Annotated in this window: 24 protein-coding genes and 4 pseudogenes; 10 read left to right on the forward strand and 18 right to left on the reverse strand. The window is 68.5% G+C overall.

Annotation, left to right across the window (positions count from 1 at the left end):
* Positions 1-358: 358 nt before the first annotated feature.
* Both OG978_RS01095 and OG978_RS01100 read right to left on the reverse strand, forming a co-directional pair.
* Entirely contained in the window at positions 359-628 is a 270-nt protein-coding gene (locus tag OG978_RS01095; protein WP_326763379.1) for a hypothetical protein, read from the reverse strand.
* Entirely contained in the window at positions 628-864 is a 237-nt protein-coding gene (locus OG978_RS01100; protein ID WP_326763380.1) for a hypothetical protein, read from the reverse strand. The genes OG978_RS01095 and OG978_RS01100 overlap by 1 nt, the downstream gene beginning before the upstream one ends.
* A 938-nt stretch (positions 865-1,802) precedes the next feature.
* Here OG978_RS01100 and OG978_RS01105 point away from each other — a divergent pair.
* The gene (locus OG978_RS01105; protein WP_326763381.1) at positions 1,803-1,940 is read left to right on the forward strand and encodes a hypothetical protein; all 138 of its coding nucleotides are present in this window, start codon (positions 1,803-1,805) and stop codon (positions 1,938-1,940) included.
* A gap of 37 nt (positions 1,941-1,977) precedes the next feature.
* Here the strand turns inward: OG978_RS01105 and OG978_RS01110 are convergent, their stop codons facing one another.
* Positions 1,978-3,072 carry a DNA polymerase III subunit beta family protein gene (locus OG978_RS01110; RefSeq protein ID WP_326763382.1) on the reverse strand — a complete coding sequence of 365 codons (1,095 nt, stop codon included), beginning with the start codon at positions 3,070-3,072 and terminating at the stop codon, positions 1,978-1,980.
* A 220-nt stretch (positions 3,073-3,292) separates the two neighbouring features.
* Positions 3,293-4,390 (reverse strand): integrase core domain-containing protein, encoded by a 1,098-nt coding sequence (locus OG978_RS01115; RefSeq protein WP_326763383.1) that lies wholly within the window; start codon positions 4,388-4,390, stop codon positions 3,293-3,295.
* Positions 4,391-4,777: 387 nt separating this feature from the next.
* On the opposite strand from OG978_RS01115, the gene OG978_RS01120 reads away from it, so the two are divergent.
* On the forward strand, positions 4,778-5,404 hold the full coding sequence (locus OG978_RS01120; protein ID WP_326763384.1) for a CGNR zinc finger domain-containing protein: 627 nt from the start codon (positions 4,778-4,780) through the stop codon (positions 5,402-5,404).
* Positions 5,405-5,711: 307 nt separating this feature from the next.
* Here OG978_RS01120 and OG978_RS01125 read toward each other — a convergent pair whose 3' ends face one another.
* Positions 5,712-6,962: an MFS transporter gene (locus tag OG978_RS01125; RefSeq protein ID WP_326763385.1), complete on the reverse strand. Its 1,251-nt coding sequence runs from the start codon at positions 6,960-6,962 to the stop codon at positions 5,712-5,714.
* A 60-nt stretch (positions 6,963-7,022) separates the two neighbouring features.
* Between OG978_RS01125 and OG978_RS01130 the strand changes: the two genes are divergently transcribed.
* Complete coding sequence (locus tag OG978_RS01130) at positions 7,023-8,024, forward strand: ArsR/SmtB family transcription factor (protein WP_326763386.1); 1,002 nt, start codon at positions 7,023-7,025, stop codon at positions 8,022-8,024.
* 139 nt (positions 8,025-8,163) lie between these two features.
* On the opposite strand, the pseudogene OG978_RS01135 reads toward OG978_RS01130, so the two are convergent.
* From OG978_RS01135 to OG978_RS48150, 10 genes and pseudogenes are all read right to left on the reverse strand, one after another.
* Positions 8,164-9,685: pseudogene (locus OG978_RS01135) on the reverse strand (ISL3 family transposase).
* Between the two features lie 84 nt (positions 9,686-9,769).
* Positions 9,770-10,333 (reverse strand): annotated as a pseudogene (locus OG978_RS01140) (IS256 family transposase); the annotation flags it as partial.
* A 173-nt stretch (positions 10,334-10,506) separates the two neighbouring features.
* A complete protein-coding gene (locus OG978_RS01145; protein ID WP_326763387.1) occupies positions 10,507-10,989 on the reverse strand; it encodes a RidA family protein in 483 nt (160 codons plus the stop codon).
* A 44-nt stretch (positions 10,990-11,033) separates the two neighbouring features.
* Positions 11,034-11,699, reverse strand: coding sequence for a helix-turn-helix transcriptional regulator (locus tag OG978_RS01150; protein ID WP_326763388.1), 666 nt, complete (start codon positions 11,697-11,699; stop codon positions 11,034-11,036).
* Positions 11,700-11,777: 78 nt separating this feature from the next.
* Positions 11,778-12,935 carry a threonine synthase gene (locus OG978_RS01155; RefSeq protein WP_326763389.1) on the reverse strand — a complete coding sequence of 386 codons (1,158 nt, stop codon included), beginning with the start codon at positions 12,933-12,935 and terminating at the stop codon, positions 11,778-11,780.
* Between the two features lie 42 nt (positions 12,936-12,977).
* Complete coding sequence (locus OG978_RS01160) at positions 12,978-14,225, reverse strand: dicarboxylate/amino acid:cation symporter (RefSeq protein ID WP_326763390.1); 1,248 nt, start codon at positions 14,223-14,225, stop codon at positions 12,978-12,980.
* An 806-nt stretch (positions 14,226-15,031) separates the two neighbouring features.
* A pseudogene (locus OG978_RS48145) lies at positions 15,032-15,157 on the reverse strand (IS30 family transposase); the annotation flags it as partial.
* A 163-nt stretch (positions 15,158-15,320) separates the two neighbouring features.
* Positions 15,321-15,890 (reverse strand): TetR/AcrR family transcriptional regulator, encoded by a 570-nt coding sequence (locus OG978_RS01165; protein ID WP_326763391.1) that lies wholly within the window; start codon positions 15,888-15,890, stop codon positions 15,321-15,323.
* Complete coding sequence (locus OG978_RS01170; protein ID WP_326763392.1) at positions 15,887-16,996, reverse strand: saccharopine dehydrogenase; 1,110 nt, start codon at positions 16,994-16,996, stop codon at positions 15,887-15,889. The genes OG978_RS01165 and OG978_RS01170 overlap by 4 nt, the downstream gene beginning before the upstream one ends.
* 332 nt (positions 16,997-17,328) lie before the next feature.
* Positions 17,329-17,531, reverse strand: a pseudogene (locus tag OG978_RS48150) (hypothetical protein); the annotation flags it as partial.
* Positions 17,532-17,708: 177 nt separating this feature from the next.
* Between OG978_RS48150 and OG978_RS01180 the strand changes: the two are divergent.
* The 5 genes from OG978_RS01180 to OG978_RS01200 all read left to right on the forward strand — a co-directional run bounded on the left by OG978_RS01180 (position 17,709) and on the right by OG978_RS01200 (position 20,752).
* The gene (locus tag OG978_RS01180) at positions 17,709-18,041 is read left to right on the forward strand and encodes an RCC1-like domain-containing protein (protein ID WP_326763393.1); all 333 of its coding nucleotides are present in this window, start codon (positions 17,709-17,711) and stop codon (positions 18,039-18,041) included.
* A 540-nt stretch (positions 18,042-18,581) separates the two neighbouring features.
* Entirely contained in the window at positions 18,582-18,995 is a 414-nt protein-coding gene (locus OG978_RS01185; RefSeq protein ID WP_326763394.1) for a hypothetical protein, read from the forward strand.
* Positions 18,996-19,619: 624 nt separating this feature from the next.
* The gene (locus tag OG978_RS01190; protein ID WP_326763395.1) at positions 19,620-19,955 is read left to right on the forward strand and encodes a hypothetical protein; all 336 of its coding nucleotides are present in this window, start codon (positions 19,620-19,622) and stop codon (positions 19,953-19,955) included.
* On the forward strand, positions 19,956-20,333 hold the full coding sequence (locus OG978_RS01195; protein ID WP_326763396.1) for a hypothetical protein: 378 nt from the start codon (positions 19,956-19,958) through the stop codon (positions 20,331-20,333). It begins immediately after the preceding gene.
* Complete coding sequence (locus tag OG978_RS01200; protein ID WP_326763397.1) at positions 20,294-20,752, forward strand: hypothetical protein; 459 nt, start codon at positions 20,294-20,296, stop codon at positions 20,750-20,752. The genes OG978_RS01195 and OG978_RS01200 overlap by 40 nt, the downstream gene beginning before the upstream one ends.
* A 345-nt stretch (positions 20,753-21,097) precedes the next feature.
* Here OG978_RS01200 and OG978_RS01205 read toward each other — a convergent pair whose 3' ends face one another.
* Complete coding sequence (locus tag OG978_RS01205; RefSeq protein WP_326763398.1) at positions 21,098-21,661, reverse strand: hypothetical protein; 564 nt, start codon at positions 21,659-21,661, stop codon at positions 21,098-21,100.
* Between the two features lie 341 nt (positions 21,662-22,002).
* Here OG978_RS01205 and OG978_RS01210 point away from each other — a divergent pair, with 341 nt between their 5' ends.
* Positions 22,003-22,593: a DUF4240 domain-containing protein gene (locus OG978_RS01210; protein ID WP_326763399.1), complete on the forward strand. Its 591-nt coding sequence runs from the start codon at positions 22,003-22,005 to the stop codon at positions 22,591-22,593.
* A gap of 133 nt (positions 22,594-22,726) precedes the next feature.
* Positions 22,727-23,176, forward strand: coding sequence for a hypothetical protein (locus OG978_RS01215; RefSeq protein WP_326763400.1), 450 nt, complete (start codon positions 22,727-22,729; stop codon positions 23,174-23,176).
* Between the two features lie 334 nt (positions 23,177-23,510).
* Here the strand turns inward: OG978_RS01215 and OG978_RS01220 are convergent, their stop codons facing one another.
* Together OG978_RS01220 and OG978_RS01225 are read right to left on the reverse strand one after the other, a co-directional pair.
* Positions 23,511-24,734, reverse strand: a complete 1,224-nt coding sequence (locus OG978_RS01220; protein ID WP_326763401.1) for a GNAT family N-acetyltransferase — start codon at positions 24,732-24,734, stop codon at positions 23,511-23,513.
* Between the two features lie 551 nt (positions 24,735-25,285).
* Positions 25,286-25,594, reverse strand: a complete 309-nt coding sequence (locus OG978_RS01225; protein WP_326763402.1) for a hypothetical protein — start codon at positions 25,592-25,594, stop codon at positions 25,286-25,288.
* Between the last annotated feature and the right edge of the window lie 6 nt (positions 25,595-25,600).

The following is a 25,600-nucleotide window of genomic DNA, read 5'->3' on the forward strand; positions in this document are numbered from 1 at the left end:
CGGTCACCGCTGGAGTAGGTCCAGCGCTCCCCGGGGGGAGTTCCGTGCACCAGGTGTCGGCGTACACCTGCACCTTCGTCCGATGCGGCATGACGAAGATCGGCACTCACGCTGCGTACGCGACCACAGGAAGTGGACCAGAGCCCGTTCTCACGTACAAAGCCAATCGCGCGGTACTCCACCATCCGCTGGAGCGGGCGCGGTACCTGCGACTGGTTCAGCGGATGGATCTTCACCCGCGTCCCGCCGTCGGCGTTCAGGCGTCGGCCCAGACGCCACCACACGTCGCCGGGCAAATACCGGTCAGGGATGTCAGCACACCGGCACGGTGCGGAGCGCACTTCAACTCCTTGACGGTTCAGGCCTCGATGTACGCGACGACCACGACGGTCCGGAGTGCCGTGACCCAGTACAGAAGCCGGACGCGCTCGACGTCGTCGGCGTACTGGCGCAGCTGGGGGCCGGTGGTGTCGCCGGGGAGCGGTTCGCCGGCGTCGGGGTCGACGGAGATGACGACCAGGGCGCGGTCTAGGGCGTGGAGTTCGGCTTCACTGGTCAGGTTCTCCAGCTGTTTCGCGGCGGCGTCGGAGAAGGCGATTCGGGCGCGGCGGCCGTGCTGCGGTGCCATCAGGCGACGGCCGGGCGCTGGGCGGCGAGCCGGGCGAGGTGTGCCTCGCGCAGTTCCTCCCAGGGCGTGCAGTCCTCCACCGCGGGCAGGCCGTTGGCAGCGATGTCCTCCAGGACGGCGGCGAGCTGGTCGGCGCTCTCGCGTGTCCTGGCCGCGTACACGCGCAACCCGTCGGCGGCGGCGGGGTCCAGCTGCTGCCGGGCTGCGGTGTCGGCGGGGGCCGGCTTCTCGCTCATCGGGGCCTCCAGGGCGCGGAACTGGCTTGTGCCACCACGGTATCGGGCGGGCGCGGGCCTTGGGGACCACTCCGCACCACCCGGCGGAAGCGGGCCGGCCGCGCGTCACATGCCGAGCGAGGACTCGATGAGTGGGGCAGGACCCGGCCGTCGGCTGCGTCACCCGCACGAGCGCCAGCGGGGCCAAGCCGAGCCCTGTTGCCCTTGCTACTCGGAACGAAGCAGCATGACCCACATGCGAGGTGTACGGCGCCAGAACGGGCGCTGCTTCGCTTGCCACCTCTTGAACGCTCGCTGCCGGGCGATAAGGGCCGGGTCGGCCACGTAGTCGGCCAGTGCCTCGCTTAGGCCGCGCATGCTTCGATCGAGAACCTCACGAAAGGCAAAGAGGTGGAGCTGTAGCTCGACTTCGTGCCCGGGGAGTCTGTCACCTCGCAGCGCGGCCTGGCAGCAAGCTATGGCGTCTTCGGCCCAAACTGTCCGGACCGATTCGACCGTGTTTTCCGGGGGCGTGGTTATCCAAAAAGTCTGAAGGCTGGAGGTGGCCTCCAGTACGCGCCGACGTAGCTTCCTATTCCTCAGAAGCGCTGCTTCAGGCGCCAACATCTTGGCAAGGTCGCGGCCTTGCCTCCCGGTGTCATTGCCCTTCAGATCTCGGAACTCGAACAGTTTGGTTAGCAGTTCACCGATGCGTTCTTCATCGGCGTCCTTGCGCTTGTGCCTTCGGTCAAGTGCCGTCTGGCCCAGTGACCTACGTATCCGAGGACCGCCCCCAGCACCAACAACACAGCTTCCATCATGAGACGTAATTATCCAGCCGAGGATGTTGTCATGTGCATACTCCGCCCCGTTCCGAACGGAGAGGACGAGCTCGCACGCCCCAGACCCTGCCCGGACGAGTTGTGACGCCGTGCTCCGAGTAGGCGGCGCGGGCCCGTATGCGCCGGTACGGCGAGGTCAACCTCGACATGGCCGTCCGCCTCGATCTCGCCGCGGCCACGCTGCCCAGCCCCCGCACCGCAGAAGCCGAGTCCAAGGACCGCACCAGCAGCGCCTTGAACCCGGCCCCAAGTTGATCGCCGAGGGAGACCGGCGGAGCGCCTGCCCCAGTGGTCAGTTCTCCAGGCGGACAGGCATCAGTATCGAAAAGGTGTCCTCGGTGTCGGTTCGGCGGATCGCCAGGGGCGCTGTAGGGGCGCCGAACTCCAGAATCAGTTGGTCCCGGGCTCCGGCGGCGAGGGCATGCAGTAGGAACTCGCGGTTGACGGCGATGTGGTCCTGATCGTCGTCACCGTCTTCGCAGACGGTCACCACGCCGTCGGCCGCCACCTTAAGCACGCTGAGATCACAGGGCACGCCGTCCTGCTCGCGCACCTCGCTTGCACGGACGGGGCCGGTTTCCACCATCTCCCGGAAAGCCGGGACATCGACAAGGGCACGGCGCCCTGCTGGCAGGCGGACGAGGCGACGGTAATCAGGAAAGTCGTGATCGAGGCACTGGCCAGCCGCCTGACGGTCCCCCGTCTCCAAGGCCACGCGGTCACCATCCACAGTGAGTTGAACGGATGCGTCGTCACTCAGCAGCGCCCGCATCGCGTCGGCGAGCGGGGCCGGCACGATGATCTGCACACGGGGGCCGCCATGCCCGGTGGTAGCGGCCTGTGCGACAGCCATCCGGTACCGGTCGGTGGCCACGACACGGAGCTCGTCGCCCTCGATGTCGAACAGGACACCGCTAAGCATCGGCAGCTCGGGGTCGGTGCTGGCGGCGAAGCGGACCGCGTCCAGCGCGGCGGCCAGCTCAGGTGCGAAGACAGCCGACCGGACGGTCGTGGTGCGGAGCGAAGTCATGGGGTTCTCCCTGCATTCGAGTAGCGCTCGGATCGTGGAGAACTCATTGCGGGCATCGGACAGCCCGAGTTCGAGACGACGCAGATGCGCCTGGAGCAGCTTCCGCACCAGGTCGGTGTCCGCACCGGACCATCCGGCCAGTACCAGCCGAATGTCCGCCAACGGCATACCAGCCCGGCGCAGCCGGGCCAGCAACTGGGACTCCTCAAGCTGCTCAGGGCCGTACCAGCGGTAGCCGCTCACCGGATCCACCCAGGCCGGGACCAGCACGCCAGCACCGTCGTAGAACCGCAGAGCGCTCACGCTCAGTCCACTGTCCCGGGCCATCTCACCAATACTGCGCATCTCGCTCTCCACACCCAGCACTCTGAGCCCTCCACCAAGTCGAGGGTCAAGGCCCTGTTCTCCCGAAGCTACGGCGAAGTGACAAGTAGCTCTCTGTAGCGGATCTGGGGTGTGCTTGTCAGCGTTTTTGATCTTCTGGGCTCATCGGGGGCCGTGCTCGGCGAGGTTGGTCCGGTCATGACGACCGGAAGGAGTCTGGGGTTGCCCTTGCCGAAAACGTCATCCATTGAGGTCATGCGGCATGTCGGTACTCGTGGAGAATGCCGCCGAGGCGATCGCAGCGGTGTATGTCGAGGCGGGCGATCTCGTCCGGATCAGTGATCGGCGTGGGCAATGGATACAGCGGGCGGGCATTCGCGATGCCCTGATGCGGCCGATGGGAGTTGTAGAACTGTTCGAACGCGCGCAAGGCGTGGAGCAGATGCCGCTGATTCCAGATCAACGTGCGGTCCAGCAGCTCGCGCCGGCAGGTCTGCACCCACCTCTCCATAATCGAGTTCGTTCTCGGCATCCGGACGCCGCTGAGCACAACCTCGATGCCCGCATCGGCGAGGATCGCGTCGAACAAGGCGGGGAACTTCCCGTCCCGGTCCCGGATCAAGAACCGCGCCCGGCAGCGTGCGTCCTCCAGGTCCATGACGAGATTCTTCGCGGCCTGCGCCACCCAGGCGGCGGTCGGGTGTGCCGTGGCGCCCAGAATCCGGATCCGCCGACTGCCGTGCTCGATCACTGCGAGCACGTACATCCGTGCCCCGGACAAGGTGACCGTCTCGAAGAAATCGCACGCCAGCAGGGCGTCGGCCTGCGAGCGCAGGAAGCCCGCCCACGTACTTGAGCTCCGTTGGGGTGACGGATCGATCCCGGCCTCCCGCAGGATCTCCCAGACCGTGGAGGGGGCCACCGTCACGCCCAGCACCAGCAGCTCGCCGTGGAGGCGCCGGTAGCCCCACGTGGGATTTTCCCGTGCCAGGCGCAGCACCAGGGCACGGATGGAGCGCACGGTGCGGGGCCGACCCGGGCGCTTCGGCTTGGACTCGGCGGCGTGGCGGCGGGCGACCAGGTCGCGGTGCCAACGTAGCACCGTGTCCGGCCGGACCAGCAGCCGCAGCCTGCGCAGCACGTCCCGCGGCAGCCGGTGCAGCAGCGCCGCCAGGAACGCCCGGTCGCTCGGGCTGAACCGCACCTTCTCCTTACCGAGTTGGCGCTCCAGCACCGACAGTTGGTGGCGCAGGGCGAGGATCTCCACGTCCTTGTCCCGATCGCTCATCGGTAGCAGGCGCAGCATGGCGAACGCGTTCGCCATGCTCAAGTAGGCCAGTCGCAGCAGCACGGTTGGTCATCATGCCGCGTTGATCGATAGCCGCGCGACGGAGCAGACTCGACCGACCGCGCTCGACATCCCGTACACCCCGCACACCAACTCCGACCAGGGCGGATGAGATTATCGGCAAGCGCACTGGCAGCAAGCACCACATCATCGTCGCGCGCAGGCGTGCGGCGTAGTCGAGGTCCTCGTCGCGGAAGCAGTCGAGTTCGCCAACCGCGATGAAGGTCGGCGACAGCGCGCTGAGATCCGCTGCCTCGGCGAGCAGGCCATGGCCACTTTGAAGGCTGGCGCCTCCTGCGGAAGCTCCGCTGCAGCACCAACCGCCTCACGGCGATCGTCCAGGCCCTAATCGCTTGCCCGGTGCGATGTCAACCGCATAAAGTGGTGGACATGGATGACAAGGACGGTCGACGCGGAGGGCGCCAGCGCGCCAAGGCCGACTTCCGCTTCGACGACGCGCGACTGTGCTTCGCCTTCGCCGCCACCCTGGCCGACCGCGGCACGGACACGCCCTTCGAACGGCTGGCCCGGCCAGAGGACCTGGGCCGCTGGAGCGTGGAGAGCGGCTGCACCACGGTGGCGCCGGTCTGCATCGAAGCCGACCTGGACCACGCCAGACGACTACGCGAGGCGATCCAGCGGACGGGCCAAGCCCTGGCGGACGAAGCCCCGCCCGCCCGCGAGGACATCGCGCTAATCAACAGCGCGGCCGCCGAGCCCCCCTCAGTGCCCGAACTCTCGGCCGACGCGGCCTCCGCGCGCTGGCACGGGGACAGGGCCGCAGCGGTGCTCTCCATGGTCGCGCGGGATCTGATCGAGCTCTGCCACACGGAACACCGCACACGCGTCCGCATCTGCGGAAACCCCGCGTGCAGCACACCATTCGTCGACACCTCCCGCGCGGGCGCCCGCCGCTGGTGCTCGATGAAGACCTGCGGCGCCCTCGCCAAGAAGCGCACCTACCGAGCCAGGACGCAAACACCCGCCGACGGCGAGCAGGCCCGCCCCAAAGGTTGATCACCGAGCCTCGGCGCCCCTGCCCGCACCCGAAAGGAAAACTCGGCCGGACGCGAATCCCCTCGGGTCCTCTCTGTCTCTTATCCGTGTACCGGCCGAACAGCCCGGCAAAAGCCGGCAGGAAGCACCAATGGTGGTCACTGTTCTCGTAGTGATCGGGGTCCTGCTCGTGGGCGCGTGCAGCCGGCACCTGATGCGGGGCTGCGGGTGGCAGGAGGTCTTCCGGTGGGGCGGGGGCCGGGCCGAGCCGGGGCGGCGGGGACTCCGAACCTCAGTCTGAAACGATCAGTTAGCGGCTCAGCGGGCTTCAGGCCGTGTCCGTCGACCTGAGGCCCTTGCGCGTATCGGTAAGCTCACGGCCGACGTCAGCTCCGGCCAACACGCCCCCGGCCACCGGTCCCATGCGCCGGAGACCGGGTGTGAGGGCGAGGGTGACCGCGGCAGAGGCGGCGGCCATCACGGTCATGGCGGTCGCGGGTGAGGCGAGCTGTGCGACGCCGCCTGCGACCGCCGCGGCGACGCCCTGCATGGTGAACATCCCTGAGGAGTGCAGTCCGAGGGCGTGGCCCCTCAGCTCGCTCGGGACCAGGGACATCAGGCGTTCCTGGAGCAGCAGGTTGGCGGAGAAGCCGATCGATCCCAGGGTCACGGCGGCGAGTGCGACGGGCAGTGCCGGGTGCAGGACGAAGATCAGGTACGGGGCGGCGAGCAGCAGCAGCAGTGGCGGCGCTCCGAGTCTGTCGCGCCAGCGGGCGGGCAGGAAGCGTCCGGTCAGGGTGTCTCCCGCCAGCATGCCGACCGCGGCGGAGGCGAACAGGAGTCCGGCGTGGTGTGGTGTGTAGGAGACGAAGAGGGACTCGCAGCCGACGACGAGTCCGTTGGGCACCCACAGCGCGAGGTAGACGCGGCGTCGCGGTTTCGCCGCCCACAGGCACGCGTTGGTCCGCCAGGTCTCACGTGCGGACGGGCGGCCTTGTGCGCGCGGCGGCCGTCTCGCGAGACCGATGCGGGCGACGGCCGCGGAGACGACGAAGAGTGCGGCGCCGGTGAGCAGGGTCCCGCGCGGCGCCAGGACGTTGACGAGTACGCCGCCGACGGCGTAGCCGCAGATCTGCAGGCTTCCCGCGCACATGTTGAGTACCGAGCGGCCGAGCAAGTAGCCCTCTGCGGGGAGGATCTCGGTGAGTAGTCCGTAGCGCACTCCGCCGCCGACCGAGCCGAGCATACCCTGTACCGACAGGATCGCGAAGATCGCCCCCATGGACAGGCCGGGCAGGGCCAGGGTGGTGGTGGTCACGGCGAAGAAGAGCGCCAGGCCGATGGTTGCGGCGCGCGGCGGCAGGCGGTCCACCGCTGACAGCAGCACACTCGCGCCGATCATCTGCGCCAGCAACGGGCCGAACATGCTGAGGGCGGCCAGGAGCGGTGAGCCGGTCGCACCGTAGACGAGCGTCCCCACGGCCATTCTGCTCACCGTCTGGGCCGCCACGTGTGAGGCAAAGGCCGCGAACAGCGGGGTGAACTCCGAGGTCTTGAAAAGCTCCTGGTACGTACGCATGGCCGCAGTGTCGTCAGGCGGTCGGACACGGAGGTAATGTTTCGCGGGGAGGCGAAACAATTGGGCTGGTGGGAAGTCAACGCGGATACGCTCGCGAGCAGCCGGTTCGTCGTGTCGCCCCTCTGCGAGACAACAGCGAGCCTGATGGTCCTGGAGAAGGACTCGCCCGCGCATCCCGCCGAGCGCCGCTGGCTGGACAGCCACGGACCTGCCTACCGGGCACGGCTGGCCGCCGATCCGGTTACAGGCCTGCTGGTGCGCGTCGCCCTGGGCAGACACCGCTGGATCGCCGACTTCCTCACGCCGGTGCCGTCCCGAGAGGACGAGACACCGGGCGGTGCGGAGTTCCACGACGAGCTCGCACGGATCCGCGAGACACCGGCCGACACCGCCCGCACCGACCTCGAGATCGCTCACCGCGGACCACTGCCCGACCCGTTGCTGCGCCCCGATCTGCCGGAGCGCATCGCCGACCTGCTGGAGTGGGTGTGGCGGGAGACCGTGGCGCCCGACTGGCCGCGGCGACGGCGCGTCATCGAAGCCGACGTCGTCGCGCGTACGGGCCAGTTGAGCCGGGCGGGCTGGGCTGCCGCACTGGACGACATGCATCCGGAGATGCGGTGGCTGGGCGGCAATCGGCTCCAGATCAACACCCGGGCCTTCCCGCCCCGGCAACTGATGGGATCACAGCTACTGCTCGCGCCGGTCACGCCGCGCAGGGGATGGATCTCCATAGACCGGCCCGACTCTCACGGCGTGGTGCACCGCAACGCCGTGGTGTACCCGTGCTCGGGCACGCTGGCGGAGGCGGAGCGGGCCGCCGCTCCGGAGGCGCTTGCCAGGCTGCTCGGCGCCGGGCGGGCAAGCGTGCTGGTACTCCTGGACAGCCCGATGAGCACGACGCACCTGGTGGCGATGACGGGGCAGGGTCTCGGCTCGGTGGGCCGCCACCTCAAGGTACTCCTGGACGCCCGGCTGGTCAGCCGCCGCCGTACGGGACGGTCCGTCCTCTACTACCGCACAGCTGCCGGCGACGCGCTGGTGCGGGCGCAGGACCCCTAGGTGCAATACCGGTGACTTTGGTGGTGGTGGGTCGTTGGGTGTGGTGTGCCAAGGCCTGGACAGGTGAAGTCGTCGGGTGAGGGGTGTGTCAATTTTAACGGGTCTGGCCCGTAGTCGGTGGTGACGGTGCGTTCTCTCCTTATTGCAGGAGGATGCGGTGACGGAGGAGGTCGAATCCTGCTCGGCCATGCATCTGCCGCATGATCTTCTTGGTTCGGGTATTGACGCCTTCTGTCCGTCCGTTGTGGTGGGGCAGGGTGAGGCCGGCGTTCACGGCGGCGCGGTCGAGTTCGAGGCCGTTGCAGAAGCTGTGCAGGTGGGGCAGGCCGGCGGTGCGGGCCGTGGCGATCCACTGGGTGAGCTTGTTGTCGTTGGCCTGGGCCGGGGCCAGGAGCGCGGCGAACTCGCCGGTGAGCCGGGCGAGTGCGGTCATCTCCGGGCACGCTGCGGTGAGGAGGCTGAGCAGGTCGGTGTCTCTGGTCCACAGGTGCTCGGGGTGGGTGAGCAGGAGCCGGGCGAGGCGGCGGGGGGGTCGTCACAGGGCGGTCGCCTTCGGCGCGGCCCTGATTGAGGTAGCGGACCAGCAGGTTGGCGCTGCCGGTATAGCCCAGTTCCCTGATCTCGTGCAGGAGGTGCGTGACGGGAACAGCCGGGTTGTCGGACCAGCGCCGGCGCAGGTGGTCGCGGTAGGGGTCGACCAGGGTGGGCCGGTAGCGGGGGGCGATGCGATCCGCGGGCGGTTCGGGGATGCGGGCGTAGCGCTTGACGGTGTTCAGGGCGAGGTTCAGTCTGCGGGAGCAGTCGAGCAGGCCGACGCCGGAGTCGAGGAGGGTGTGGACTTTGTGCCAGCGCTCGCGGGTGGTCTGCTCGCGGACGCCGCCGGGCCGGGGTGGGTTGACGGCGGCCCAGCAGGGGGCGTGGGCGCGGGCCTCGGCCAGGGCTTTGTCGCACAGGTACCGCCACAGATGCCAGCGGTCGCCGACCTGCATCGCGTCAGGCAGGGCCCGGCGGATCGCCTCGGCGTAGGTGGCCGAGCCGTCCCGGCACACGACTTCGATCCCTTTCTTCCCTCGCAGCCATGCCTCCAATGTGGCGGCTTCGCGGTCGGGTAGGACATCGATGCGCTCGCCTGTTTCGGCGTCGATGATGATCGTGGCGTAGCGGTGACGGCGGCGCAGGGCGAAGTCGTCGACCCCGATCACCCGCGGGATCCGCACCGCCGGCGGGGGGATTCCCCGCAGCACCCGCAGGGCGGTGGCGAACGAGACGGGCAGGGCCAGTATCCGGGTGAGCCGGGCGGCCGCCCGGCCGCATAACTCCTTGACCACCCCCGAGACCTGGCTGGTCAGACGCGTGGTGCGGCGCTGAAGGCGCTCGATCAGCCCAGGGACCTGCTCGCGGAAGGTCTGCCGCCGGCAGACCAGACGTCGTACCCGGACGTTGACCACGACCCGGCGGCCATCGACCGGCACATCCGCAACCGTCCGGACGTGGTATCCGTGCACCTTCCCCGTCGGCATCCCGCACATCGGGCAGGGAAAGGGAACATCCCTGGTCCGGGCCAAGACCCGGATCACCTCGCCGTCGTCCGCCACATCATCGATGACCAGTGCCGATAGCCCTGAAAACACCGTTGCCACAAGGGAGTTGGCATCTCGCATACAACGTCAACGACGCTCGTTACCTGCCGTCACCACCGACTACGGAACAGAGCCAATTTAACGGCTGATCTTGGTTGTTGAGGTTCAGTTGTTGGCCGGGGTGAGCCGGCCCTCGAAGGTGATCTGGAACGCGTTGAGGGGTGCCTTCCAGCGCATGGCCCACCTCTTGCGGCCCTTCCCCGTCGGGTCCAGGCTCATCAGCGCCATGTAGACGCACTTGAGGGCGGCGTCCTCGTTGGGGAAGTGTCCGCGGGCCCGTACGGCCTTGCGTATGCGGGCGTTCACGGACTCGATCGCGTTCGTCGAGCAGATGACCTTTCGGATCTCGACGTCAAAGGAGAGGAAGGGCACGAACTCGGCCCAGGCGTTCTCCCACAGCTTGATGATCGCCGGATACTTCCGGCCCCAGGCTTCCTGGAACTCCCCGAACCGCTCTGTCGCCGCGTCTTCGTTGGGTGCGGTGTAGACGGGCTTGAGGGCCTTGGCGACCTTGTCCCAGTCCTGGCGGGCCGCGTAACGGAAGCTGTTGCGCAGGAGGTGAACCACGCAGGTCTGGACAATCGTTCGAGGCCAAACGGCCTCCACCGCCTCGGGCAGGCCCTTGAGGCCATCGCAGACGAGCATGAGCACATCGTCCAGGCCGCGGCTGTCCTTTGCCAGGACAGGGATGATCGAGTAGCCGGCGACGCCTGCTCGTTCGAGCACCTCAGCCGCGGGCGGCCCGATATCCATCTGTCCTTGGCGGGTGTAGATCTTGTCGATGCTGCCGCCGGTGGTCAGAACGAAGACCTCTGACTCGCTGGCGTTCGTCGTCTGCTCGGTCAATCTTGGTCGTCCACATCGATGGCTGCGACGGCGTGGACTTCAACGGCGGCGCCGTAGTGCAAGCTGCTCACGCCAGCGACCGCACGGGCAGGTCGGTGCGAACCGATCCACTCGGCATAGATCTTGTCGAACTCGGGCCACTGGTCGATGTCGGTGACGTAGACGGTCACAGAGATCAGGTGGTGACGATCCGTGCCGGCCGCTGCCAGGCAGTTGTCGACGTTGCGAAGGACCATCCGCGCCTGGGTCTCGAACGACTCGTCAGTTGCGGGGGCCCCGTCTGCGTCGAGCGGGAGCTGACCGGATATGTAGGCGACGCCGTTGTGGACCGCGACGTGCGAGTAGTGGCCGAGCGGGGCGATCATGGCGGTGCTGTTGGTCAGCCGCATGGCGGTGGAGCCGGTTGGCGCGTCGGCCTCGGGACGCGCCGCCGGGCTGGTCGCAGCGCTGGTTACATGGTTGGTCGGAGGGTTGGTCACGGTCCTTCTTCCTGGGTCGCAACAGGGTGGTCAGTTTGCTACAGCTACTTTGTGTAGTTGTAGACAGTTGCTCGGGAGACGCCGAGTTGGTCGGCGATGAGCTGTGCGGAACTTCGGGTCTCGAAGAACCCATCGCGATGCAGTTGCCGGACCAGTTCGCGCTTCTGGTCGCGGTTGAGACTGCGTGGCGTGCTGGAGCGCTCCGCCGCGAAGGAGTCGATGACCGCTCGGAGTTCGCGCCCGGTGCGGTCGCGCAGCGTCTCGAGGGCCTCGCCGCGGTGCTCGTTGCCTGTGGCGACGAGGTTCGCCAGGGTCAGCGCCAGCGGCGACATTGTGCTGACGTCGAGGTTCAGGCACAGTGCCGCGACGTAACGCCCGTCGGCATTCTTGATCCCGATCGAGGTGCTCTTGGCCGGACGTCCGTCAGGGAACTGGTTGCTGTAGTTCTGGATGACGCTGGGGTAGTTGGGGTCCTCGATGCGGCGTAGCCCCAGTTCGGTGGCGGAGTCGCCGACCTGACGCCCGGACAGGTTGTTCTCGATGACGCGGATGGCACTGCGCGGCCGACGCAGGTCATGCAGGACGACCTCGCACAGGCCCGGGAACATGCGCCCGATGGCGACCGCGATGCGTTCTGCTTCCTGCAGGAGGTGCTCGTCTGCGAGTTCGTCATTGGGCCGGTCATGGGAGGACTCGGCTGACGGGTCCACGTTGTCAACGTCATTCGTATCGCCCTGGTGCGGGGGCTCCGAGGAGGGCGCCATCACGGTCTCCTTCTCTCTTGGAGGTCAGTTGGAAATCCCATCGAACACTGAGGCTATCTTCTCGGCGGACTTCAGCCCGGCGCCGGTGAGCACGACCACGGTCGTCTCGTCCGGCGCGATGTCTCCGGTCGCGATGAAGTGATCGAGGGTTGCCGCGGCGACGCTGCTCGTCGGCTCGGCGTACAGACCGCGCGCGCTCAGCGCGCGTACCGCGGCGTGGATCTCCGCCTCGGGGACGGCGTATGCGGCGCCCTTGGAGCGGCTGATGGCCTCCACTGCCTCGGGCAGTCGGACCGGGTTGGCGATGGATGCGCCTTCGGCGATCGTCGGTACCCGCTCGCCGCGGCCGACCGGGGCGATGCCGTTGAACGTGTCGGCGATGGTCGCCCAGTGCTCGGGCTGCCCGACGAACAGGCGCGGGCGCTTGTCGATCTGACCCGCGGCGAGCAGCTCGCCGAACGCGATGTCGCAACCGATGATGTTGCTGCCTGCCCCAGCCACCAGGACGACGTTGTCGGGTGCCGTGAAGCCGAGGGACTCCCACATCTCGTAGGCAACGGTCTTGGTGCCCTGGATGAACATGGGGTGCCAGTTGTGGCTGGCGTAGGGAATCTGCTCCGACTGCCGGATCGCCTCGTCCGAGACCTCGTCGCGGGTGCCGCTGACGAGTTCGATCTCGGCTCCGTAGGCGCGGGCCTGGAGGATCTTGGCTGCCGAGGTGGCGGCGGGAACGATGATCTTGGCGTGGATGCCGGCAGCGGCGGCGTAGGCGGCCACCGAGGAACCACCGTTTCCCGAACTGTCCTCAAGGACTCGGCGGGCGCCGTGTGCTGCGAGGTGGGAGACCATGACCGATACGCCTCGGTCCTTGAAGCTGGAGGTCGGGTTGAACCACTCCAGCTTGAAGTGGACGCGTCGACCGGCCCAGTCGACCGGGATCATCGGCGTGCATCCTTCGCCCAGGCTGACTCGGTGGGCGGCCGGGACGGGCAGTGCCGCGTGGTAGCGCCAGAGGGACCGTTCGGTCGTGTCGATCTGGTCGGGCCGCAAGCCCGGCTGAGGGCTGACGGCGAGAGGGCTGCTGTCCTCGCCTCGCCAACGGGGATCGTCCAGGGGGTAGCGGTTCCCGGATCGGTCGTACAGGTGGGGTGCGGGGGCGGCTGCGTGCTGTTCGGCGTTCATGGTCTGTTCCAGGTTCTTCTTGTGGAGTGGTTGGCGGTGTTCTCAGCCGGCGGTGACGGTGTCGGTCGGGGCAGGGCTCTGGTGTCGGCTTGGGGGACTTGCGTTGGTGGTCGGCTTGCGGCCGAGGACGGCGACGGCGATCGCATTGCCGAGGATGTTCGTGGCGGTGCGGCCCATGTCGAGGATCTGGTCGATCGCGAGGAGAAGCGCGACTCCGACGGCCGGGACTCCGAAGCCGGGCACGACGGCTGCCACGATCACCAGCGCGCCGCGAGGCACCCCGGCCATGCCCTTGCTGCTGAGCAGAAGGACGAGGCACATCAGGATCTGCTGGCTCAGCGAGATGTCGACGTCGTAGGCGTTGACGAGGAAGGCCGAGGCGAAGGTCATGTACATCATCGAGCCGTCGATGTTGAACGCGTAGCCCAAGGGCAGCACGAGTCCCGTCGTTCTGCGGTCGACACCGAAGGTGGTGAGACTGCTGATCAGCTTGGGGAACGCCGCCTCGGTGCTCGCGGTGGAGAAGGCGATGAACATGGGCTCCCGCACCGCGCGCACCAGGGCGAGGATCGAACGGCCGAGGAACAGCGCTCCGACCAACAGGAGCAGCACCCACAGCCCGGCGAGCGCCGCGTAGAAGCCACCGATCAGGGATCCGTACGTGGTGAGGGCGTCGAGCCCCTGTGCTGTGAACGCCCCCGCGACGGCCGCGAACACCCCGACAGGCGCCAGGAGCATGACGTAACCCGTCATCTTCAACATGATGGCGGCGAGCTCATCGACGGCCTCGGCGAGCCGCGAGCCGCCCGAGGTCGATCGGACGGCCAGCAGCGCCAGCCCGAACAGCATCGAGAAGAGCAGGATCTGGACCGGCTTGTTGGTGGCCAAAGCCTGGATGAAGCTCTGCGGCACCAGATCCTCGATGAACGAGGAGGCGGTTACGGGCTCTGCGTCGAGGCCGGCCCCTCCTCCGGTGTCGCGCAGCGCCAACCCGTCACCGACTCCGATCAGGTGCGCTGTCGCGAAGCCGAAGGCCCCGACCAGCAGCGAAGCGGAGACGAACCACACCAGCGACCGCGCGAACAGAGAGCCCAGCCCCTTGGAGCGCGCCATGCCCGTGATCCCGGAGACGATCGTCGCGAAGATCAGCGGCGCCACGACCATCTTGATCAAGTTCAAGAACAGGTGCGTGACCGTCTCGAGCGTCGCGACGACGTCGGCTCGTGGGCCAGCCGGCAACTGATGCAGCCCGAGCCCTGCGACCACCCCCGCCACCAGGGAAAGGGCCACCCAGGTCCCTGTCCTCTTCGATGTGCTCTCGCTGGGTTTCGCGGTCCCCTCGGACGCGGGAGTGGGCGAACTGCTGGCCGCGACGCTCGTGGCGTTCCTGATCGTGCTCACTGTCGTTTGACCTCCCTGCACGCATGCAATTGGTCGACCAGCACCTCAGTCGATCTGCCACCCGTCACATTAGACGTATTATCTAGAGTTACACAACCAGTCCAAACTAAACTCCCGATCCTCGCGACGCCCCCGGTCGAGGCTGAGCCGACTTCGCTCGATGGATTCGGATTCGCGGCGAGGCGCATAGATGTGTCTCAGGGGGAGCACGTCGTTCGCCGGTGTCGGGGTCATACGCGGACGTCGGTGGCGCGTCCCTGAGAGGCCACAACATGACCGCGACGGCCCGGATCTGGGAAGCACCCGAGCACGCTCGAAGTGGTGAGGGCGGGGAGCCGCGGCTGATCGCGAGCATGGATCCGGGGTCGCGGGTGTTCGGGCCGGTGGCGTACAAACTGACGCTCTCACAGGCGGTGAGCCGGGGCGAGGTGGTGCTGAACGCGGCGGGGCGGGATGTTCTGGCCCGGTTGTGTGGGGTCGGGCAGGAGGTACTGGGGCGGGCGTTGCCGTCCTGGTGCCGGGAAGGCGCCAAGTTCCCCGCCGGAAAGGGCGGGGAACCGTTGGCGGTGTGGCGCGCCGGAGGTGCGGTGGTGGGGCCGGTGGCATTCGGGTGCCGCACCACGAGCCGTTCTCACCCGATCTGCAACACCTCAGCTCACACCACACCACACCCCACACCTCAACCCACCCACCCCGCCAACAATCCGGCAGGCCTGCGCGTTCCCCATCCCTTGATCCACAAGGGAAAGGTAGAGCTCACGCTCCTTCAGTAGCTTCCTGGGCCCCTGCGGCCTCCGGTCCTCCCGGATCTCGAAGTCCACTGCAACTCCCTACAGACGGGGTGTTGCAACGACCTCTTGACGTGCGTGCCAGAAGTGAACTCGACCAGCCAGTCTCCTTGCAGGCCGGTGATCGGCTCGCCGTAGTGCTGGTCAAGAACACCCCAGCCCAGCCCCGTTCCCACACCCCAACCCACACCGAGACTCAATACACCCCGGTGAGAATCCCGAGGGCGGTACGGGAGATCAGTGCGTCCGTGGCGGTGGACGGGGTGCCCGCCACTCCGGAGCGCATCAGAGTGCTGCCCTCGATCAGGGCGATGAACACCTCGGCGCGGGCGTGCTGTTCCTCCTGCGGGACGCCGGGTGCGTGGGTGCGGATGCGGTGGGCGAGCAGATCCGCGTACTGGCGGTAGAAGGCGCGGACCGCGACGGCGACGGCCTCGTCACGCGCCGCGAGGGCCCACAGTTCAACGAAGACGCGGACCAGCTGAGTGTCGGACTGCTGAGCGAGCAGCAGACCGATCACTTCGTCCGGCCTGCCGTCCGGGACCACCTCGGTGACCCGGTCGAGGGAGCGTTGGAGGATGCGGGCGAGGAGTTCGGCGACCAGGCTGTCCCGGGAGGGGAAGTAGTGCTGGAGGTGGCCGAGTCGGATGCCCGCTGTGTCCGCGACGGCGCGGAGAGAGAGGGCCGTGTACCCGCCGCCGACGAGGGTGGCCTCTGCGGCGTCGAGGAGGGCGGCCCGGCGCGCGGCGCCTTTGGCGGTGGTCACGCGGCCTCCACGGAAGAAGCCGTGGAAGACGCAGAAGAAGACGGCACGACGTCGACCAGGACGCCCGCCGCTTCCAGGGCCGGCAGAACCGTGGCCGGCAGCGGATGCGACTCGGGGAAGGCGAGCCCGGCCCGCGCCGCCGGTGCGCCGTCGTCACCGAGTACGCGCCGCAGGCCGAGGAGCCCGCCGACGGCGGTCATGTGCGCCTGGCCGCGCGGGTCGGTCACGGTGGCAGTCAGGGAGCGCCCCGGCCCGCACACCTCGATTACGACGGCCGCGGTGCCGCCCTCGCCGGGCGAGTAGAGGAGGCGGCGGCGCACGGGCCGCCAGCAGTCGCCCCGGGCGTGGCGGAAGAATCCGGTCCTGCCGAGGGCAATCAGGGTGGACGTGGAGGAGTTGCTGCTGAAGCCGATACGGGTGGTGACGGTACGGGCTCCCAGGGTCAGAGGCAGGGTGAACTGCTCGGGGGTGTCGATCCTGGCGACCCTGGTGCGGTCCTGGCCGATGGTGAGCGTACGGGCGCTGGTGAGCGGGCTCACCACCCTGCCCCGGCCCTCTTCGAGCACCTCGAAGTCGACCCCGAGCCGGTCCATGAACTCCACCGAGTCCACCCCCGCCCGGTCGGCGAGGTCGTAGCGGATCGCGGTGTCGACGCTCTCCACTCCGCCCAGCCGCTCCGCGAGCGCGGCGGCCACCAGCGGAACCACCCCGCCCATCCACCCGGACGAGAGCAGCGTCGGCGCCGTGGGCGAGCCCAGCGACACCAGGGCTACCGCGCGCTGCATCCTGGCCGTCCAGCGCGTCACGTCCACATACGGGATTCCGCCGCCCAGGGCCGCCCGCAGCACCCGGTCGTCCGGATCGTTCACCAGGCTCACCACGGCTCGAACGGAGGCGTGGAACGGCTCGGGGGCGGACAGGTCCCACCGGCGGGCCTCGGCGGAGACCTCGCGGCACAGCTCCGCAGCCTTCCCCGGCGAACGCCCCGCGAACAGCAGCGGCCACCGCCCCCGCGCCGCCCTCGCCAGTTCCGCGCCCACCGTCCCGTATCCACCGACGAGCAGAATCGGGCCCTCGGGGTCATGCACCAGCTGATCAATCTTCATGAATACGACTATAGGTCACTCGACCTAAAAAGCGGGCATGCTCACCCCGCCCGGCCCCAAAGCAGGTGAACGCGTCACCGGAGGCCGACGCCCAGCCCCCGGGTGCCGCTCGGCAGCCCCGCAGCACCTTCCCGAAATACGCGTCCGCCTCGGCGGGTTCCGTGTCCCACAGCAGCCGGCCGAACCAGGCCCGCGTCCGGTCCAGGTGACCGACGTCCCCGCGGATCGTGCCGTCCGCCGACGCCCGCGCGGGCACGAACCGGGGCAAGCGCGAGGAGCCGGGCGCACCATAAGCTACGGCTCCGGGCCGCGCGGCGGGCCTTGGTTTTCCCCTACGCCTCCGCGCACGCGCATGAAACGATCCCCTTCACCCCGGGACGCTGTTGTCCTGGAAGTCGACCTCCCTTCAGGGCTTCGGCGGTGAGCTCGCGCAGCCGGTCATCGGTGGCGCCTTGCTTTGGGCGTCGAAGAGCCAGGCGGCGTGCTGGGGCGGGAGAGCCACGGTGAGGTGCCGGATCCGGTCCTCGGCCGTCGTGTCCGCCGCCCGCCCCGGCATAGCCGAGGCGGGCGGCGGGTTGTCGGCGCCGTTCCGGCGGGGGGTTGCGGCGCTCGCGCAGTACCTCCAGCGAGAAGGGCACGAACGACCCGTCCCAAGGAAGCACGAGGAGCCCGTCGACGTCGACGGCCAGGAGCACATGGTGAAGCGACGACGATGACGGATTCGCCGCAGATGGTGCTGGCGTGGGGAGCGGGCGACGCCGGGCAGCTTGGCGACGGGACTACCGAGGACCGGTACGTTCCCGGTCCGGTGACCGGGGTGGCGTCGGCCGACGTGGTGAGGATCGTCAGCGGGGGCGTGGGCTCCAGCAGCACCTTCGTGCTCGCGCGGCCGTGTCCGGCCGGTTCAACGACGGCCACAGCGGACCTGCCCGGGACGCTGCCCGGCTGCCCGCTGTTCTTCGGCGATCCGGGCGGTCAGGGCGAGGTGACGGGCGCGCTCCGGCGTCATCTCGGGCGGCCGCGGGGGCGGCAGGGGAATCCGTGAGCTCATGCGGGCGCTTCCCGGGTCGGCGGTAAGTGACGCTATCCCACCATGTGCCACTGACATCGCCGGGCCGGTCCCGGCACATTCCTACTTGAGGAGGTGGTGCCGTCGTACAGGCGTCCGACTGGTGCGCGTTTCCGGCACGCCTCGGCTGCGGCTGGGCATGGGAGGCCGTTCACCGCGCCCGTCCCTGCGTCGCGATGGCCTGTCCCGAGTGCGCCCACCCGGTCCACTCGAAGGTCTCCCACCACGGCCTGCGGTTCTTCGCCCACGACCCCGGCTCGCCGACCTGCGCCCTGTCTGGGGAGTCTATGGAGCACCACCCTGCTCAAGCTGGAGCTGGCCACCTCCGTACGCGCCGTCGGCCACCACGCTGAGTTGGAGGTCCGCGGGCCCGGCGGCGACTACGGCCCACTACCTCTACACGGGCTACTACCACGCGTACAGGTATCTCGGTCTGCTTTTGGGGGAGTTGATCCTGCTGGTGTCGTGGCCTTGGTGGGCTGGAGCCGCACCGATGCCGTGAGGAAGGAAGCGCCCATGGACACGCTCTCGACAGAGAGCCCCGCAGGGCCGGGGTTGCGGGACCAGATGGTCTCCGTGATCGAGGCCAGGGCGCTGATGACGGTGACCGGCGAGGACGCGGCCGGCGTCGTACGGGCCGTCCGCACCGTGCTCGTCGACCTCGGCGAGCACGACATCGTCGATGTCGTCGCGGTCGCCCCTACTCCACCAAGACCCTCGTGGACGCGTTGTGGACCGGGCTCCACCAGGAACGGTGGGCCCGGCCCCGGCATACCGAAGAGGCTCTCCGCCACGTCGACGGCGTACTCGCTCGCCGTACCCAGCCCGTACTCGTCCTCCACCACACCCACCAGTGGCGCACCGAGGCCCTGGAAACTGTCGGCGGGATCTGGAAGACCGCGGGCGGGGCTCGTATTCCGATGGTCCTGACCGGGACAGGCCGACTGGCCACCGTGCTGGCACGGCCGCGCCTCAGCGGCCTGCGCAGCCTCATCTGTGTGCGTCACCAGCTCTAAGGCGGGGAGGGTCTCGCGGTTCACCGCCGCGGGGCCCTGAGTCACGGCCCCGCACGACATCACGCCGAGCGGCCGGAGCCCGGCCGTTCAGTGTCGGCCCCGTGCTGCCCTGGACGAGATCGGCACCGGGTGGTCGCCGGTCTGGGACGCCGGATGGCAGCGGTGCCTGCGCCTGGTCCAGAACCAGCTTGCCGACGGCGGCAGCATGCCCCTGGAGACCGGCGCGGCGGTGGTCCAGGGAGAGGACCTCGGGCGGTGGGTACATGGCTGCCGGCTCGGATGGGGCGCGGTGTGGAGTGGACAGTGGACGCCGCGAGGCGATCGCGGTGGGATCTGGCAGCGGGTGCTGCGGCTGGCTCCGCTCGCCGGGGAGACGACGTCGTCCCTTCCGGGCCGCGTTGCTGCCTGCTACGGGATGGAGGAAGAGTCGTGCCTGGCTTGTCGGCAGTGGCCCGGTTCCGTGGGCACGGCACCGCCGGGGGTGGGGTCCGGCTGGAAGAATCGTCGCCCCAGATGGTTCGTCAGCGAGGCAGGTCCCATGTTCAGCGACTACCACCGCCGCAAGGGCGGTGCTTCCGAGCTCGGCGCCCGTGTGCCCGGGGAGCACGGTCCGTTCGGCGTCTTTCCTCATCCGGGCGGGACCGGCCCGGTGGAGAGGAAGCGGCCGGTGCTGGATCGGTGGCTCGCGGACGCGGGCGAGGAGCATCCGGTGGCCGGCTGGTCGCGCGGGGCGGGGCCGGCGGCTGTCGGCGCCGCTCTCGACGCTATGGAGGACGTGCTCGGTGCCCTGGACCGGGTCGCCGGTGACGATCCGCGCTGGCGGGCCAAGCGGGCCGAGTTCGCCGGCCTGCGCAGCCCCGGCCAGTTGCTTTAGATGCGCGGCGAGTTCGTCATCGCCCGTACGCTGGCCGAGGCCGGCGTCCCGTACGGGCTGGGGGATCTCCGGGTCTCGAATCCCGACTTCCTGCTCGCCGACGGCGCGGGCGGCGGGGCCGGGCCGGTGGCCGGGGTGGAGGTGACGGCCGTCAGCCCGAAGGGGATCGCCGAGCTGTGCGAGCTCGTCGAGAGTGAGGGCGGGCTCGGGGATGTGCGGGTGAGCTGGAGTTCACCGCCTACCCCTCGCGGCTGCAGGACGGCGCGGCCGGGCAGATCCTGGACGCGGTCCGCGTCCAGGCCGCGGTACTGGCCGGCGGCGGCCAGGCGGGCGATGCGGTGGTCACGGTCGAGGACAAGAAGAACGTCGTCCCGGTGACGGTCACGGTCCGGGTCCGCCCCGGCGGGGGGCCGCTGATGTGGCAGGTGACCGGCGGGGAGCTGGAGGGGCCGATGGCGTCGGCGGAGTACGCGGTCTTCCAGGCCGGCCGCGAGGCGGCAAAGGCGGAGCAGGGGCGGTCCCTGGACGGGGCACCGGTAATCCTGGCCGTTGACATCTCCCGTTACGGCGCCGCCTGGATGCGGCCGGCCCGGGTGTGGGCTGGCCGCCTCGCCGTGAACAAGGACTTCGGGGCGGAGTACCCGTTCGCGGCAGTCGGAGTCTTCCGCCAGAGTCTGACGAAATCAGCTGTCCTTGACGCGGCCGTCGGCATCCCCTCGCATATCGCCCCGGACGCGCGCCGGACGGTCCTCGGGCTGTGCGAGCGTCTCGGGTGGACGGCCGCCCCGGCCGATTGACCTTCCGGCGCCACAACGGCGGGACCGGACGCTATCCGGTGCCCCCGCCCTCTCCTTAGCTTGCCGCCCCCCGGCGTCCTGTTCTTGCGGGTCTCGAAGTCCATCGCACCCCTTGAACTGAGGTGTTGCGACAACCGCTAGAACTCAGAGGGATCCGGCGGGGCTCTCGCGCGGTCAGGTCAGGCGCAGGTGTCGAGCATCTGTGCCAGGGCGGTGGCCTCGGTGGGGTTGGCGGTGAGGTGGTAGTGGGCCTTCACGCTGATCCAGGCGCGGCTGTAGGTGCAGTGGTACGACTGCACCGGGGCTTCCAGTTCCCGGCGCCAGCCGATGGCTGACCGCTCGCCCTTATTCCTCCTCTTCCTCCGCGTCGCCGATGGCGACGCGGAGGTCGTGCATGCTCTGCTGGACCTCGATCACGGACACCTCGGCCCGGCCGAGGGCACTCCGGACGCCTTCCACATCGCCGTCCTGGAAGCGAAGGTGAGCGCCGAACGTGTCCGCCGAGACCACGATGGCCATGGAGGCGGCCGATTGCCCTGGGAAAGTCTCGTCCTCGTCGAGCCCCAGGAGCTGCACCCCAGTGCGATGCAGCCGGTTGATCAGCACATTGTTCGTCATGCCAGAGTCCGGACCCGCCTCCTCGATCCATCCCAGCAGCACTTCGCCTTCGTCCTCGTCATTGCCCAGCCGGGTCGCGGCGGTGATCTCCAACTCCACTTTGGCCAGCAGGGCACCGAGCAGTCGCCGGCGGTCCTCATCCTGCGGGCCTTCGGGCCGCATCTCCGGATCGAAGAGCGGCTCGGCTCCCAAGGCCACCAGGGCTCGATAGATCTGGTCTGCGCTCACCGGGTGCTCGCTGCTGATGCTCACGCTTTCAGCATCACCGCACGCGACTGCGAACGCCCGCACCAACACCGCCTGGTGCTTCGGGGACCAGGTCGTAGTTCGGATCAATGGGCCGGATCAGGAGCACGCACTCATGGGCGCCGTAGCGACAGGCCCTCGTCGGGCAGGCTGTCCGCGGGATTCAGGCCGCGCGGGCGGCGTCCGCCCGCTGGAGAGTTTGGTGCAGGTGCCACAGTGTCCTGTCGCAGCGCAGGTGGCAGTTCACGTGACGCTGACTTGCATAGGTGCCAGATGTTCTGGGACTTCGGGCCGGTGGCGATCTCAAACGATCTGGCTTTCGCGGAAGTGGTGATGGGGGCCAGGTAGCCCGTCCGTTGTCAGTGGCGCCTGCGAGGGTGCTCTTCGTGAACCTTGAAAACTTCTGGGAACTTGTAGAGACGTGTCGCCGACAGGCAGACGGCAGGGATGCGCGACTTGCATGGCTTCGTTCCGATTTGTCGCGCAGGCCGCTGGCGGAGATCGTTGAGTTCCAGATGTGCCTCGACCAGGTGACCCGTCAGGCTTTCACCTGGGAGCTGGTGGCTGCGGCGGAGCGGATCTTCGGCGGCCGGTGTTCGGATGACGACTTCTGCTACTTCGGCCTCTGGATGGTCGGGCTGGGAAAAGACGCCTTCGGGCGAGCCGTGCTCGACCCTGATGCTCTGGCTGACACTCCTGAGGTCCTGCGCCTGGCGGGGCGAACTTGGAGGACCTGGGGTAATGACTGGCCCGGGTGGGAATCGCTCGACTATGTGGCATTGGAAGCCCATGGGCTTGTGACCGGGGATCCCGACGAGTGCGGGGATGCTTTCTATGCGGCTGTGAAGACTCGGCGGGGTGAGCACGCGGTCAGCCAGGGCCTGGCCGGGACGCGCTGGAATGTTCGGGATGAAGACGAGGCGGCCCGCAGGCTGCCAAGGTTGAGCGTCATGTTCCCACTCAGCGCAGACGCGTGAGGCGCGACAAGTACGCGTTGTTGATGGAAAACGCCGATTTTTTTGTGTCGACTCGCTCGACCTGCTGCTGTCTGCGTCGGCCGGCTGAGGAATTTGGTTGCGGAAGATTGTGCGGATGCGGTGATACTCCGTCATGAGTAGAGATGCCGAGGTCATCGTGCTTGCCCGTTGGTCGGACGAGATCATGGAACCGCTGACTCAGGACGACCCGGAACGCACGTGGCGAGGCCGCTTCGTCCCGATCGCGGGGCACTGGGGCTATGAGTTCGGGTGGGCCCTGGAGTTCGAGAAGATGCGCGCCCGCAAGGGCCTACTCAAGCACCTGGAGTCGCTGCCGTGGCCGCATCCGCACACGGTGCAAGTGCTGCTTCGCGACCAGGATGACGACTGCTTCGGGCTGTGGATGTTCCAGGAGGACCGGCTGGTGGAAGTCACGATCCCGCGCACCGAACGTTTCCACCAGCCGGCACCGCCCGACGAAGACTTCGAACCCGACCCGGGCATGCTGCTGCGCACCGACCAAGACACAGCCCTGCCCGACCAGACCCCGGCAGCACTCCGCGACACCCGCCCACCCTGGTAGACCCCGAGCCCGACCTACCACGATGCGCTGGCATCCGTAAGCTCATGTGGGCGCTTCCCGGGTCGGCGGTAAGTGACGCTATCCCACCACGCGCCACTGACATCGCCGGACCGGTGGCGGCCCAGTCCCACTCCAGGAGGGGGTGCTGTCGCACAGGTGTCCGGCTGGTGCGCGGTTCCGGCGCACTTCGGGTGCCTTTTGTACGGGCGCGTCGCCGCGGCAGTCGGCGTCCAACGGAGGCGAGCCATGGAACTCTTCGGCCTCGGCCCGTCGCTGCTCGCACCAGCAGCGTCACCTGGGCGTTCACGCGTCGGCGAGGGCTGCGGGTGCATGTTCATGCGCGACGGCCCGGTCCTGGAGTTCGTTGCTGGGGCGTCTGTTGATGTGGCACGGCCGTCTGCGGTGTCGCGGGTTGAGGTCGAAGCGCTCTGAGGCGTGAGGCTTGGTCCCGCAGGAGTCGTTCGGCCAGGGCCTGGATCTGCGCAGCCCGGTCAGCGAAGGGCTGCGCGTTTCGCCGCGGTGCTGGACGCAGGAAGCCCTTCTCGTCGTAGCGGTTCTGGTAGGCGGTGCTCGCGTACTGTTCTGAGAGAGGGGCAATGGCGGCTGGGACGGCGGGTGTGAACTCGGCTGTGTGGGTTATATGAGGGTGGTCGGCCTGGCGCCAGGACAGTTCGGTGACGGCGACCGCAAGACCGCCTCGGTGCCTGAATTCGATGCTCGTAGCCAGGGCGTGCGCCTGAGGCAGAAGATCGATGTCCACCGGGGGCAGCGTGAACACCACGTGTGTGGCGGGTCCGGATGGCTGGCTGCTGAAGAGTTCCTCGTGGTGGGCGTCGGCGAACGCCGCATTGCGGGTGGCATTCCAGTACGCGTCACGGGGAAGGTTCCCGTGACCGATGTGTTCCAGCAGTGCTGCAGCCCTCGCATGCCGATCCTTCGTGCAGTCGTGCACGAAGTCGTGAATGGCGGGTGGCAGGACAAGCCGTGCTGCGCCGTGCAGTGGTTGGGCCGTCGGATCCACACGCACCGGTGTGGCTGGCCGGAAGGCGGCCGTGTGCAGGGCCGCTTCCGTTTCGAGGTGCTCGCCGTAGCGGTAGACGGCATCCTGATGGCCGTCCAGGCCGTAGGAAGTGTTGGTGTGCGCGTTCTGGGCCTTGTCCGCGGCGACGTCCACCGCGTCGAAGTAGCCGGCCCACTCGCCGGGCGGCCTGTTATGGATGTTGCGCTGCGGTGCTGGCTCCTGGTAACCGTTCCACCAGCGTGCGCCTTGCGGGGTGCGCCAGCCGTGGTTGATCCAGGCCGTGGGATAGGCCGCGTACAACGCGTCCATCATCACGCTGGCCAGACCACGGCGCTGGAAGTCGGGATGGACGCGCAACATGCCCACCTTCAGCGCCTGTCCGTCAGGGTGGAGGAAGAAGTCGATCTGCCCGGCCACGGACCGGCCGATGGACGCGACCAAGTGGCGCCCAGGCCAGAGGGCGCTGGCGCTGTCCTTCCACTCTGTCAGCCACAGCGACAGGCCCTCGTCGGGCAGGCCGTTCGCCTCCTGGGCCATGGCTACCGAGCGGAAGCCGAGGGCGTCACGGCGACGAGCCGACTGCTCACCGCGTGGACACCCTCCACCGCAGACAGTGCGGCATCGGCACAGGCTTCCAGCCGCTGGGTGTCCCCACGCTCACCGGTCAGGGGCCAGCGGGCTGCGTCAAGGCTCAGCGTGTTCTGCATGATTGCCGCAGCCCGCCCGGGCGCTGGCTGGGGCCCGGGCGCACCGTAGGTGGCCACCCGGGCCGTGCACGCCACATCACCACGGACGTCGGGCTCCGACCTGTGATCGAAAATGATTTCACCCGCGCCGCCAAGGGCGGCCATGAGCCGGGCGACCGCTTGCGGTGGCCCGCTCAACTGGACTCTGGTGTAAGAAGGCTCCGGGATCTCGGACGACTCATCCACGGTTGGCTGCTCCTATGTGCTGCGGACGGCTTCAGGGAGCCAACTTCCGGCCTGACCGTCAAAGTTCCCCGCGGCACGCGCCCACCCGCCACTCCTTGTCTGCCGGTTGCCTGCCGACCGGGACACGACGCGGGCAGATCGTGGTGTCCGCGGGATTCAGGTCCCGCGGGCGGTGTCCGCCCGCTGGAGAGTTTGGTTCAGGTGCCACAGCGTCACGGCAGGGAGGAGTCCGCCGAGCCGGTCGGCGGCCCTCAAGTGAGCAACGCCGGACATCAATTCGGCCTTGGCGCGGGAGGCGGTCTCGTCGTGAAAGGTTCCTGCAGCCTCTTCCAAGAGGTCGGCCAGCTCGGCGACGCCTGGATCGTCCGGCACTACACCGCCCCACCGAGCCGCGGCGCCGCTGAGCTTGATGATGATGCGGCCTCGTGCTCCGGCCAGGCGCAATGAGAGATCTTCGTTGATCACATGCGA

The organism is Streptomyces sp. NBC_01591 (genome assembly GCF_035918155.1).
Taxonomy (GTDB): domain Bacteria; phylum Actinomycetota; class Actinomycetes; order Streptomycetales; family Streptomycetaceae; genus Streptomyces.